The 14,088-nt window shown below is 64.9% G+C and carries 5 protein-coding genes and 1 riboswitch; of the genes, 3 read left to right on the forward strand and 2 right to left on the reverse strand.

The features are described 5' to 3' along the window. The first annotated feature begins 146 nt into the window (after positions 1-146). Entirely contained in the window at positions 147-8,912 is an 8,766-nt protein-coding gene (locus J2X54_RS02860; protein ID WP_310178396.1) for a GH36-type glycosyl hydrolase domain-containing protein, read from the forward strand. Positions 8,913-8,996: 84 nt separating this feature from the next. Here J2X54_RS02860 and J2X54_RS02865 read toward each other — a convergent pair whose 3' ends face one another. Next, positions 8,997-9,572 (reverse strand): TMEM165/GDT1 family protein, encoded by a 576-nt coding sequence (locus J2X54_RS02865; RefSeq protein WP_310177489.1) that lies wholly within the window; start codon positions 9,570-9,572, stop codon positions 8,997-8,999. A gap of 26 nt (positions 9,573-9,598) precedes the next feature. Beyond that, positions 9,599-9,768, reverse strand: a riboswitch (yybP-ykoY riboswitch). 116 nt (positions 9,769-9,884) lie between these two features. Here J2X54_RS02865 and J2X54_RS02870 point away from each other — a divergent pair. Together J2X54_RS02870 and J2X54_RS02875 are read left to right on the forward strand one after the other, a co-directional pair. Continuing rightward, positions 9,885-11,735 carry a M1 family metallopeptidase gene (locus tag J2X54_RS02870; RefSeq protein ID WP_070246997.1) on the forward strand — a complete coding sequence of 617 codons (1,851 nt, stop codon included), beginning with the start codon at positions 9,885-9,887 and terminating at the stop codon, positions 11,733-11,735. 4 nt (positions 11,736-11,739) lie between these two features. Beyond that, positions 11,740-13,344: a serine hydrolase gene (locus tag J2X54_RS02875; protein WP_310177491.1), complete on the forward strand. Its 1,605-nt coding sequence runs from the start codon at positions 11,740-11,742 to the stop codon at positions 13,342-13,344. Here the strand turns inward: J2X54_RS02875 and J2X54_RS02880 are convergent. Further along, on the reverse strand, positions 13,322-13,900 hold the full coding sequence (locus J2X54_RS02880) for a Crp/Fnr family transcriptional regulator (protein ID WP_310177493.1): 579 nt from the start codon (positions 13,898-13,900) through the stop codon (positions 13,322-13,324). The genes J2X54_RS02875 and J2X54_RS02880 overlap by 23 nt on opposite strands. Positions 13,901-14,088 lie beyond the last annotated feature (188 nt).

The following is a 14,088-nucleotide window of genomic DNA, read 5'->3' on the forward strand; positions in this document are numbered from 1 at the left end:
AGCGCACAGTAGCAAAATGTTACGAGACGTATCATTGCTTGGCACACATTCCCACTACTCACCGCGCCGGCATTGCCGGACGCGGTTTTGTCGCGCACGTCCAAGCGAGGTTTACGTTGAACAAGTCCACTCCCCTGCTACCCGAGATGTCGCTCGGCTTTCGCGAATCGAATACGGCGGCCATGGTCTCCGAAGAAGATGAAGACCTGCCATTAAGAGCGGAACTTTTCAGCGCGGCGCAGATGGCCGCGCATGGCCGCTCGCTCGCCGCCCACCACGAATTGAGCCCGCGCGGCGGCGGCGACCAGCTGCTGGCGCGCCTGAGCGAAAACGCGGAAGTCATCAGCGCCACCTGCGACGAACTGACCGCCGCCATCAAGGACGGCCGCCAGATCACGCCCGCCTCCGAGTGGCTGCTCGATAACCTGTACCTGATCGAAGAACAGATCCGCATCGCCCGCCGTCACCTGCCCAAGGACTACAGCAAGGAGCTGCCACGGCTGGCCAAGGGCGCGCCTGCCGGCTGCCCGCGCGTGTACAAGCTGGCGCTCGAGATCATCTCGCACGGCGATGGCCGCGTCGATCCGGAATCGCTGTCGCGCTTCGTGGCCGCGTACCAGGAAGTGGCGCCGCTCAAGCTGGGCGAGTTGTGGGCGATTCCCATCATGCTGCGCCTGGCGCTGATCGAAAACCTGCGCCGCGTGGCCGCGCGCGTGGCCGACAACCGCAGCGAACGCGATCTGGCCAACAGCTGGGCCGACCAGATGAGCGAGGAAGCGGAAAAGAACCCGAGCGGCCTGATTTTAAAAGTGGCCGACATGGCCCGCTCCAACCCGCCGATTACCAGCGCCTTCGTGGCGGAACTGTCGCGCCGCCTGCAAGGCCAGAGCCACGCACTGACCATGGCCCTGACGTGGATCACCAGCCGCCTGGCCGATACCGGCCAGACCATCGAACAGCAAATCCAGGCCGAGATCCAGCAGCAGGCTGCCGACCAGGTGTCGATCTCCAACAGCATCGGCAGCCTGCGCTACCTCGGCACCATGGACTGGCAGGAGTTCGTCGAGACCTTGAGCATGGTTGACCAGACCTTGCGCCAGGACCCGGCCGGCGTGTACGGCCAGATGGAATTTGCCACCCGCGACCAGTACCGCCACGTCATCGAAAACATCGCCAAGCGCTCCGACTACTCGGAGCTGGAAGTGGCCGCGCAAGCGCTGCAACTGGCGCAGTCGCACGCCGGCAGCGACGATCTGCGCCACAGCCACGTGGGCTTCTACCTGATCGGTGGCGGCCAGGCCGCGCTGGAAAAGCAGACTCGCATGCGCCGGCCGTGGATGGAGTCGCTGCAACGCACCAGCAGCGCGTCGCCACTGACGTCCTACTTGGGCGCCATCGTGGTGCTGTCGATCATCGCCACCGCACTGCTGCTCGAGCGCTCGGCGTTTCACGGCGTGCATGGCGCGGTGCTCGTTGCCATGGGCGTGCTGGCGCTGATCGGCAGCAGCCAGCTGGCGCTCAACCTGGTCAACTGGATCACCACCAAGGTCACCTATCCCAAGCCACTGCCGCGCATGGATTTTGAAAGCGGCATTCCGCCCGACGCCCGCGCGCTGGTCGTGGTACCCACGCTGGTCTACAGTCGCGAAAACATCGACGACCTGTGCCAGCAGATGGAAGTGCGGTTCCTGGCCAACCGCGATCCGAACCTTCGTTTCTGCCTGCTCACCGACTTTGCCGACGCACCCACCGAAACCCTGCCCGGCGATACGGCGCTGATGGAGGCTATGCGCGAAGGCGTAGAAAAACTCAATCGCAAATACGCGCTGCACCTGAATGGCGATCCGGCCACGCCGTTCCTGCTGCTGCACCGCCCGCGCCTGTGGAATCCGCAGGAAGGCGTGTGGATGGGGTACGAGCGCAAGCGCGGCAAGCTGCAGGACATGAACCGCTACCTGCGCGGCGGCGCGCGCGACAAGTTTGCGCTGGCCGTGGGCGACACGACCGACCTCGAAAGCATCAGGTACGTGATCACGCTCGATACCGACACTCAGCTGCCCCGCGACGCCGCGCGCGACTTCATCTCCACCATGATGCACCCGCTCAACCGCCCGCGCGTGGACAAGGCGCTGGGCCGCGTGGTCGATGGTTACGGCATCCTGCAACCGCGCGTGGCCGTCAGCCTGCCCAGCAAGAACGCCTCGCTCTACGAAAAACTGTGCGGCGGCGAACCGGGCATCGACCCCTACACCCGTACTGTCTCCGACGTGTACCAGGACGTATTCCTGGAAGGCTCGTTCGTCGGCAAGGGCATTTACGACGTGGACGTGTTCGAGCAGGTGCTCGGCCACCGCCTGCCCGACAACCAGGTACTGAGTCACGACTTGCTCGAAGGCGCCTACGTGCGCGCCGGCCTGATGAGCGATGCCCAGCTGTACGAGGAATACCCGAGCCGCTACAGCGACGACGTCAGCCGCCGCCACCGCTGGATCCGCGGCGACTGGCAACTGCTTGGCTGGCTGCTGCCGCGCGTGCCCGGCCCTGGCCGCCGCCGCGAAAAGAATCCGCTGTCGCTGCTGTCGCGCTGGAAGCTGTTCGACAACCTGCGCCGCTCGCTGGTGGCGCCAGCGATGGTGATCGCGCTGGTCGTGGCCTGGCGCTGGCTGCCTGCGCCGTGGCTGTGGACCGGCGCCGTACTCACCGTGATCTTCCTGCCGCCTCTGGTCAACGCGCTGCACGACCTGCTGCACCGTCCGAAGGAAACCCTGTGGGACCAGCACCTGCGCAATACCGGCAACAGCGTGGGCATCCAGCTCTCGCATGCCTTGCTCACGCTGGCCTTTTTGCCGTACGAGGCGTACTTCAATCTCGACGCCATCGTGCGCAGCCTGTTCCGCATGTATGTCTCGCGGCGCCACCTGCTGCAATGGCGCGCGTCGGCGCTGGCGCGTTCCACCACCAGCACCTGGGTCACCATGTGGGCCGCGCCGGTCACCGCGCTGTTCGTCGGCGGCATGCTGCTCGGCTGGCGCCCGGCTAGCCTGGCCCCGGCCGCGCTGTTCCTGCTGGCGTGGTTAATTGCGCCGGCGGTGGCCGACTGGATCAGTCGTCCGATCAAGCGCCGCAATGCGGACTTGACGACGGACCAACACGTCTTCCTCAACAAGCTGGCGCGCCGTACCTGGGCTTATTTCGACCGCTTCGTGGGGCTTGATGACAACTGGCTGCCGCCCGATAACGTGCAGGAGCACCCGAGCCAGGTGATCGCCCACCGCACGTCGCCCACCAATATCGGCATGGCGCTGCTGGCCAACCTGACCGCGCACGATTTCGGTTACATCACCGGCGCCCAGCTGGTGGCCCGTACCGACGCCACGCTCACCACGATGGACCAGCTGGAACGCCACCTGGGCCACTTTTACAACTGGTACGACACGCAGTCGTTAAAGCCGCTGCACCCGGTTTATATCTCCACCGTCGATAGCGGCAACCTGGCCGGCCACCTGCTCACGCTGCAACCGGGCCTGATTGGCATGTACGACCAGCCCGTGGTCGGCCCGCAATACGTGGACGGCCTGCTGACCACCTTGCGCGTGCTCGAGGAAACCATCAGCGCGGTCGATGCCAATGCCACCACCAGTGCGGACGCCGCTGCCATCAATGCCGGCGCTGACTCCGGTGCCGTCCCTGTAGCGCCAACGGCAATCGCCGGCGCGCCGGAACTGCTGGCATTGCAGGAAGTGCTGGCGGCTCGTCCCGATGCCGCCCACCTGCAACAGCTGCACGCCTGGCTCACCCGCGTGGCGCAAGCCGCAGACGCCTTGCGCGCGCTGCTCACCCACAATGCCGACGTCTGCATGTGGGCCGAATCGCTGGCCCGCCAAGCCCACGCCGCGCTCGACGAACTGGCGCTGTTTACACCTTGGGTACACCTGCCGGCCGACACCGTGCTCGACACCAACCTGCTGCGCGTGCCGACCCTGCGCGAGCTGGCAGCGCTGGCCAACGCCGGCGCCGAGATTCCCGTCTCCGACCTGGCGCCGGCCGAACTCGAACGCCGCCAGCACATGGCGCAGCTGTTGGAGCAGGGCGGCGCCGCCGCCCACGACCGCATGCGCCAGCTGGCCGACCTGGCCCAGCGCAGCACCGCGTTCGCGCAGATGGAATACGGCTTCCTGTACAACCCCACCACCAACCTGCTGGCGATCGGCTACAACGTCAGCGAACGCCGCCTGGACGCCAGCTACTACGACCTGCTGGCCTCCGAAGTGCGCCTGGCCAGTTTTGTCGCCATCGCCCAGGGTCAGCTGCCGCAGGACCACTGGTTTGCGCTGGGCCGCCAGTTGTGCATCGTCGGCGGCAAGCCGGTGCTGCTGTCCTGGAGCGGCTCGATGTTCGAATACCTGATGCCGCTCTTGGTGATGCCAACGTACGAGAGCACGCTGCTCGACCAGACCTACAACTCGGTGATCGACGCCCAGATCGCGTACGGCAAGCAGCACAACGTGCCGTGGGGGATTTCGGAGTCGGGCTACAACACCACCGACGCCAACCTCAATTACCAGTACCGCGCCTTCGGCGTGCCGGGCCTGGGCTTGAAGCGCGGCCTCGGCGACGACCTGGTGATCGCGCCTTACGCCAGCATGATGGGCCTGATGGTCCAGCCCGAAGCGTCGTGCCTGAACCTGCAAAAAATGGATGGCCTGGGCTTCATGGGCCGCTACGGCTTCTACGAGGCGATCGACTACACGCCAACGCGCCTGCCGCGCGGCGTCAGCCACGCCATGGTCCGTTCGTTCATGGTCCACCACCAGGGCATGGGCTTCCTGGCGCTGAGCTACCTGCTGCACGACCGTCCGATGCAGCGCCGTTTCGAATCCGATCCACTGCTGCAATCGACCTTGCTGGTGCTGCAGGAACGCAGCCCACAGGTGGGCGCCTTCTATTCCACGTCGGTGGAGTCGGCGGCCATTCGCACCACGGCGCCAGATTCCGGCATGCCGCTGCGCGTGCTCACCGCGCACAGCACCCCGGTGCCGGAAACCCAGCTGCTGTCCAACGGCCGCTATCACGTGATGGTGACCAATGCCGGCGGCAGCTACAGCCGCTGGAAAGACCAGTCGGTCACGCGCTGGCGCGAAGACAGCACCCGCGACAACTGGGGCGCCTTCTGCTACGTGCGCGACATGGACGACGGCGACTTCTGGTCCACCACGTACCAGCCAACACTGGTAGAACCACGCCACCACGAAGTGATCTTCTCGGAAGGCCGCGCCGAATTCCGCCGATCCGACAACGGCATCGACCTGTACACGGAAATCGTGGTCTCGCCGGAAGACGACATCGAACTGCGCCGCACCCGCATCACCAACACCACCGACCGCGTGCGCACCATCGAGGTGACCAGCTTTGCCGAAGTGGTGATGGCGCCGGCAGCAGCCGATGCCGCCCACCCGGCGTTCAGCAAGCTGTTCGTGCAGACCGAAATCCTGCGCGCCGAAAACGCCATCCTGTGCACGCGCCGTCCACGCGGTGGCAACGAAGCCATGCCGTACATGATGCATACCATGACCGTGCACGATGCGGCCGTGGGCAGCGTCTCGTACGAAACCGACCGCTCGCGCTTCATCGGCCGCGGCAACACGACCGCCGCGCCGCAAGCACTGCTGGACAACGCCGCACTGTCCGGCGGAGAAGGTTCGGTGCTCGACCCGGTGGTGGCAATCCGCTACACCATTACCTTGAAGCCCGACCAGACCGCGACCGTGGACATGGTTACCGGCATGACCGACCAGCGCGACGCCGCGCTGCACCTGATCGACAAGTACCACGACCGCCACCTGGCCGACCGCGTGTTCGAACTGGCCTGGACCCACAGCCAGGTCGTGCTGCGCCAGCTCAACGCCACCGAAACCGACGCCCAGCTGTATGGCCGCCTGGCCGGCTCGGTGATCTACCCGAACGCTTCGCTGCGCGCCGACGCCGCCACCTTGGTGAAAAACCATCGCGGCCAGTCCGGCCTGTGGGCCTACGCAATTTCCGGCGACCTGCCGATCGTCCTGTTGCAGATCAAGGACTCGGCCAACATCGAACTGGTGCGGCAAATGGTGCAGGCCCACGCCTACTGGCGCCTGAAAGGCCTGGTGGTGGACCTGGTGATCTGGCACGAAGACCAGTCGGGTTACCGCCAGCTGCTGCACGATCAGATCATGGGGCTGATCGCCTCGGGGATCGACGCCCAGGCCATCGACCGTCCGGGCGGCATTTTCGTGCGCATGGGCGACCAGATCGCCACCGAAGACCGCATCCTGCTGCAAACGGTAGCGCGCGTGATCATCAGCGACAGCCGTGGCACGCTGGCCGAGCAGATCAAGCGCCCCGGCCCGACGGTGCTGCGCATGCCGCCGTTGACCATTGATGGACGCAACGACGGTCGCAGCGAAGACGCGGGCAACAACAACGATCTGATCGTCCCAGCGCGCCGCAAGCAGGTACTGCAACTGGAAAACGGCATCGGCGGCTTCTCGGAAGACGGCCGCGAATACGTGATCACCACCAGCGAAACGCAGCGCACCCCGGCGCCATGGTCCAACGTGCTGGCCAACGCCAGCTTCGGCACCGTGATCTCGGAAAGCGGCCAGGCCTACACCTGGCACGAGAACGCCCACGAGTTCCGCTTGACGCCATGGCATAACGATCCGGTGAGCGACGCCAGCGGCGAAGCGTTCTACCTGCGCGACGAAACCACCGGCGAGTTCTGGTCGCCGTCGGCGCTGCCGGCACGCGGCACTGGCGACTACACCACGCGCCACGGCTTCGGCTACAGCGTGTTCGAGCATACCGAGTCGGGCATCGCTACCGAGATGACCACGTTCGTCGCCACCGATGCGCCGATCAAGTACACGGTCATCAAGGTGCGCAACGATTCGTCGGTGGCGCGCAAGCTGTCGGTGACCGGTTACGTGGAATGGGTGCTGGGTGACATGCGCTCCAAGTCCGGCATGCACGTGCTGACCGAGCTCGATCCTGTCAGCGGCGCGCTGTTTGCCCGCAACCAGTACAACACCGACTTTACTGGCCGCGTGGCCTTCTTCAACTGCGACGCGACCACGCGCACCGTTACCGCCGACCGCGCCGAATTTTTGGGCCGTAACGGCTCGCTGGCCGCGCCGGTGGCCATGCGCCGCTCGCGCCTGTCCGGCAAGGTGGGGGCGGGGCTCGACGCCTGCGCCGCCATCCAGGCGCCGCTCGACCTGCTGCCGGGCCAGGAACGCGAAATCGTGTTCGTGCTCGGTGTCGCCGGCCGCCGCAACGCCGACGCCAGCGGCATGGTGCAAAAACACCGCAGCACCGAGGCAGCGCACCAGGCGCTGGCGGCCGTGCACACCCACTGGGAAGAGACGCTCGGTGCGGTGCACATCAAAACGCCGGAACCGGCGCTCGACGTCATCGCCAACGGCTGGCTGATGTACCAGACCATCGCCTGCCGCATCTGGGCGCGCAGCGGCTACTACCAGTCCGGCGGCGCCTTCGGCTTCCGCGACCAGTTGCAGGATGCGATGGCCACCATCCATACAAAACCGCAACTGCTGCACGACCAGCTGATGTTGTGCGCGGCCCACCAGTTCGTGGAGGGCGATGTTCAGCACTGGTGGCATCCGCCGTCTGACCGGGGCGTGCGCACCAAGTGCTCGGACGACTACCTGTGGCTGCCGCTGGGCGTCTGGCGCTACGTGGCCAGCACCGGCGATTTGAGCATCCTCGACGAAGACCTGCCGTTTATCGAAGGGCGTTTGCTCAAGCCGGAAGAGGATTCGTATTACGACCTGCCGGGCCGCTCGGGCCAGAGCGGCACCATGTACGAACACTGCGTGCGCGCCATCCGTCACGGCCTGCGCTTCGGCGAGCATGGCCTGCCGCTGATCGGTTCCTGCGACTGGAACGACGGCATGGACAAGGTGGGCGAGCATGGCAAGGGCGAGAGCGTGTGGCTGGCCTTCTTCCTGTGCGAAGTGCTGCAACGCTTTGCCGAAGTGGCGGAAATGAAGGACGACGACGCCTTCGCCCAGGAGTGCCGCGAGCACTCGGTCAAGCTGGCCGCCAACGTCGAGCAGAACGCGTGGGACGGCGAATGGTATCGCCGCGCCTACTTCGACGACGGCACGCCGCTCGGCTCCCACACCAACGAGGAATGCCAGATCGATTCGATTTCGCAGAGCTGGGGCGTGCTGTCCGGCGTGGCCAACCCGGTGCGGGTGCGCGGCGCCATGGAGCAGGTCAACCAGCGCCTGGTGCGCCGCAATCTTGGCAACGGCGCCGGCATCATCCAGCTGCTCGATCCCCCGTTCGACAAGGCGGGCCCCAACCCCGGTTATATCCGCGGCTACGTGCCGGGCGTGCGCGAAAACGGCGGCCAGTACACCCATGCCGCCATCTGGACCGCGATGGCCTTTGCGCGCCTCGGCAACACCGAGCGCGCCTGGGAACTGGCACGCATGATCAACCCGGTCATGCACGGCACCGATGCGGAAAATGTGGCGATCTACAAGGTGGAACCGTACGTGGTCACGGCCGACGTGTACGCGGTGGCGCCGCACGTGGGGCGCGGCGGCTGGAGCTGGTACACCGGTTCGTCGGGCTGGATGTATCGCCTGATCGTGGAATCGCTGCTGGGCGTCACGCGCGGCGCGCACGAATTGACGCTGGCGCCGCGCATGCCAGCCGAGTGGAACGAGTTTACGCTCACCTACCGCCACGCCAGCAGTTCGTACGTGATCCGCGTGGCGCGCGCCGCGCCGGGGGAGGCAGCTGCGCTCACCGTCGATGGCGTCACGCGCGAAGGCAATGTGATCGCGCTGGACGACACCGGCGAGACGCACCAGGTGCAATTGCTGCTGCCGGCGTTGATGTAAACCCGCAGTGTCAGCCGTGGTCGGGCCCACTCGGGTCCGACCCCAAACAGCGGCGCCTGCGTATCGCGCAAAGAGGGGGAGGGATTAGCCCGCCAGCCCGGTGCCAACACCGAGCAGGGTAGCGACGCCGAGCACCGCAAAGATCACCGCCGCAATCCCGTGCACCAGCGGCAGCGAAATGCGGTGGGCAATGCGGTCGCCCAGGTACACGGCCGGTACGTTGGCCAACATCATGCCCAGCGTGGTGCCGGCGACGACTGCCAGCAGGCTGTCGTAGCGCGCGGCCAGCGCCACGGTGGCCACCTGCGTCTTGTCGCCCATCTCCGCCATGAAAAAGGCGACCAGGGTGGTCATGAACACGCCGTAGCGGGGGAACCTGGTGTCTTCCTCATCGAGCTTGTCGGGGACCAGCGTCCACACGGCCATCGCGATGAATGAGGCGCCCAGTACCCAGCGCAGCACGTTGGGGCCCAGCAGACTGGTGATCCAGGTGCCGATGGCGGCAGCGAAGGCGTGGTTGGCCAGGGTGGCGACGAAAATGGCGGCGACGATCGGGACGGGACGGCGGAATTTTGCGGCAAGGACGAAAGCGAGCAGCTGGGTTTTGTCGCCGATTTCTGCCAGCGCGACAATGCCTGTGGAGATGAGGAATGCTTCCATTGGGTGATGAGTGAGATGCGCGGGCCGGCTGATAAGAACCTATGATCCAAAGCGCGTCCCCGGCCCACTATGGCCGCGCTTCGATCATGGTCTCGTCAAGTTTTTCAACCATTTGCACCACGGTCTGCGGACCGATCATGTTGATGCAAATTCCTGCGCCAGGGGCGCGGGCCGACTACTCCCCACTTACGGCCGACACTATAGCACAGGCTAGTTACCACCTTGCAAGCCTGGTATCGCCGCTGTACACATTACGGATACATGGCTATGCTATTCTGCTCCGCGCTGCAGACCAACATTGAAAAGATCACCATGCAAATCAAGAAGACCTTGTCCGCGTTCGTGCTATCCGCACTGATGTCGCTGGGCGTGACCGTTGCCCACGCCGACCCGCTGAGCTACGCCCGCTACGACCAGGTGCGCACCAGCGACCTGTATCTCGACCTGAAGGCCGACTTCGGCCGCAAGACCCTGTCCGGCTACGCCGAACTGACCCTGAACTGGATCGACAAGACCTCGCGCACGCTGGTGCTCGATACGAAAGAGCTGACCATCTCGCGGGTGCAGGTGCTGAACCCGGATGGCCGCTGGACGTCCACGTCGTACATGCTCGACAAGTTCGATCTGCAAAAGGGCCGCGCCCTGCGCATTGCGCTGCCGTTCCAGCCGCAGAAAGTGCGCGTGTACTACCGCACGGCGCCTAGCGCCGCCGCGCTGCAATGGATGGCGCCCGCGCAGACCATGTCGGGCAAGCGTCCGTTCATGTTCAGCCAGTCGCAGGATATCAATGCCCGTTCGTGGGCGCCGGTGCAGGATACCCCTGCCGTGCGCTTTACCTACAGCGCCCGCATCGACGCGCCGACCGGCCTGCGCGTGCTCATGAGCGCCGACAACGACCCTGCCGCCACCGGCAAGGGCGGCTGGAAGTTCAAGATGGCGCAGCCGATTCCGTCTTACCTGCTGGCCATTGCCATCGGCGAGATCGACGTGCGCCAGCTCGGTCCGCGTTCGGCCGTATATGCCGAACCGGCCCGCATCGAAGCGGCCGCCAGCGAGCTGGCCGACACCGAGAAAATGATCGAAGCGGCCGAGAGCCTGTATGGCCCGTACCGGTGGGAGCGCTATGACATGATCGTGCTGCCGCCATCGTTCCCGTACGGCGGCATGGAAAACCCGCGCCTGACCTTCCTCACGCCGACCATGATCGCGGGCGACAAGAGCCTGGTGGACCTGATCGCGCATGAACTGGCGCACTCGTGGTCCGGCAACCTGGTGACCAACGCCTCGTGGAAGTACATGTGGCTCAACGAAGGCTTTACCACCTACGTCACCACCCGCATCGTCGAGAAAATCTACGGCGCCGAAATCGCCGAGATGAATTTGCAGGTGGAGCAGGAAGAAGCGCTGGCGTCGCTGGCCACCATCCCGGCTGCCAAGCAGGCGCTGGCCACGCGCGGCCCGGACGTCGATCCGTCGGCGTACTCGGACGGCAGCCTGATTTATCCGAAGGGTGCCTGGTTCCTGCGCACGCTCGAGCAGCGCGCCGGCCGCGAGACGTTCGACGCGTTCCTGCGCGGCTGGTTCGATTCGCACGCGTTCAAGTCGGCCACTACCGACGAATTCGTCGACTACCTGAAAAAGAACCTGCTCGACGCCCATCCCGAATACATGGCGCAGGTGGAGCTCGACGAGTGGCTGTACGGCGCCGGCATTCCAGCCAACGCCGTGCGCGCGGCCTCGCCTCGCCTGGCCGCGCTCGACGAACAGCGCAACAGCTGGCTGCGCGGCGAACTGCCCACGGCCGATTTGAATGGCAAGGGCTGGATCGCACTCGAGTGGATGCACTTCCTCAACGACATCGACGGCAAGGCCACGGCTGCGCAGTTGAGAGACCTGGACCAGAACTTTGGCCTGGCGAAAAGCGGCAACAACGAAATCGCGTTCCGCTTCTACCTGGCGTCGGTCAAGGCCGGGTATGACGTGCGCGAACCGCTCAACAAGTTCCTGATGAGCGTGGGCCGCCAGAAGTTCGTGGTGCCGCTGTACACCGCGCTATTGAAACAACCGGCGCAGGCCGCATGGGCGCGCAGCGTGTACGCCAAGGCGCGTGATCATTACCACCCGGTGACGCAGGCATCGGTCGATAAACAATTCAAGAAGTAAGCCGATGAACATTACCCGTTTGATTAACGCCAGCGCCGTGGTGCTGGCGCTGGCATCGGCCGGCCTCGCCGCGCCGGTGCTGGCCGCGCCGACGGCACCAGCCACCTCGGCTCCCGTCCCCGCCTACAACCTCGACGCCGACGTCAATCTGGCCCTGAAAACCTTCGACGTGCCGGGCATCGCGATTGCCATCGTCAAGGACGGCAAAGTCGTCGCCACCAGGGGCTACGGCGTGCGCAAGCTGGGCGACCCCACGCCGGTGGACGGCAAGACGCTGTTCGAGGTGGCGTCCAATTCCAAGGGCTTTACCGCCGCCGCGCTGGCGATGCTGGTCGATGAAGGGAAGCTGAAATGGGATGACCCGGTGACCATGCACCTGCCGGGCTTCCAGATGCACGACTCGTACGTGACCGGCGTGATGACCATCCGCGACCTGCTCACGCACCGCAGCGGCCTCGGACTGGGGGCGGGCGACCTGCTGTGGTGGCCGAGCACCGCGTTCTCCACCGACGAGATCATCGCCCGGCTCCGTTACGTCAAGCCGGCAACCAGCTTCCGCAACAGTTACGCGTACGACAACCTGCTCTACATCGTGGCCGGCAAGATCATCGCCGAAAAAGACGGCAAGACCTGGGGCCAGGCTATCCACGACCGCATCCTGGCGCCCTTGGGCATGACCGGCACCAAGACCAGCGTGGCCGACATGCTGGCGACCGAGAACCACTCGGCGCCGCACAGCCGCATCAATGGCAAGGCGGCGGTGGTCAAACCGATGCCGGTGCCGAACGCCGACGGCGCGGTGGGCATCGACACCAATGCCGAAGACCTGGCGCGCTGGATGAATACCCTGATGAACGGCGGCAAAGGCCCGGACGGCAAGCAGCTGGTGAGTGCCAAGCAGATCGACGAGTTGTGGAGCCAGCAAACGCCGATGCGCATCCGCGATCCGAAGCCGGCGCTCGCTGCCACCAAGCCCAATTTTGCCGCCTACGGCCTGGGTTTTTCGCTGCGCGATTACAAGGGCCGCAAGATCGTCATGCATGGCGGCGCACTGCAGGGCTTTTATTCGACGGTGCTGATGGTGCCGGAAGAAAAACTGGGCATCGCGATTTTGACCAATGCCGAAAATGGCCCGGCCATGGCCGCGCTGTACTGGCGCATCCTGGACCAGTACCTGAAGGTGCCGGCTAGCGACTGGATCAAGCTGTACGCGGACCAGCAGGCGGCAATGCGCAAGGAAGAAGAGGAGCGCCAGGCCAAGGCGACGACAGCGCGCGCGGCAGCGTCGCAGCCATCACTGCCGCTGGCGGCGTACGACGGCGAGTACGAGGATCCCTGGTACGGCGTGGCGACCATCGGCGAAGAAAACGGCAAACGCATCATGCGCTTTACGCGCACGCCGGATTTGACGGGAGAGCTGGAGCACTTCCAGCACGACACCTTCATCGTGCGCTGGAAGGAACGCAATTTCAACGCCGACGCCTACGTGACGTTCTCGCTCAACCCGGACGCCAGCATCGACCGCATGAAGATGGCGCCGATTTCGACCGAGACCGATTTCAGCTACGACTTCCAGGACCTGGAATTCAAGCCGAAGGCGAAGAAGTAAATCCTGGCGCCGTATCCTGGCGCGCATCGAGCCTTAACAGCTGCGACATGTACTGCGGCGTGATGCCCAGGAACGACGCCACCACCTTCTGCGAGATGCGCTGTTCGAGACCCGGGTAGTCGCGGCGGAACGCCTCCAGGCGGCCCTGTGCCGGGCACACGCTCAGGTACAGGCGCCGGCTTTGATCCATGATGCCGCACTCGGATACCTTGAGATAGTAATCGCGCAGCACCGTATTCTGCTCGGCCAGCGCCCACAGCGCGCGCCAGTCGAAGCGGTAGGCCTGCACCGCTGTCTCCGCCACCACGAAATTATGCGCCGGCGCGTTGCCCATGGCGCGCAGCACGTCGTCGTGCGACACGGCCAGGTGGCCGTCGGTGCGGAAGTACAGCGTCACCTCGTTGCCGTTTTCGGGCAGGAAGCCGGCGCGCGCCACGCCGCTGTGCAGCCAGTGAATGTACTGCACCACCTCGCCGCTGCGCTGCAATTGCTCGCCCTTGCGCACGCTGACATGCGTGGCCAGTGGCGCCATCAGGCGTGAAATCTCGTCGTACATCTCAGGGGCTACCCGAAAACGCTCGGAGAGGACTTGCCGGTATTTTGCCCGGTGATCTAGGAATGCCTGGTTCATATTCTGTGATTAGGTTCGGCCCGAAAAGGCAGCCAGCAGTGTAAACCCTTTTTGATTCAAAAGTGCAAATTTCATTGTGATTTGGCATTAATCCAATAGTGCTGACGACAACC

The organism is Duganella sp. 3397 (assembly GCF_031456625.1).
GTDB lineage: Bacteria > Pseudomonadota > Gammaproteobacteria > Burkholderiales > Burkholderiaceae_D > Rugamonas > Rugamonas phyllosphaerae.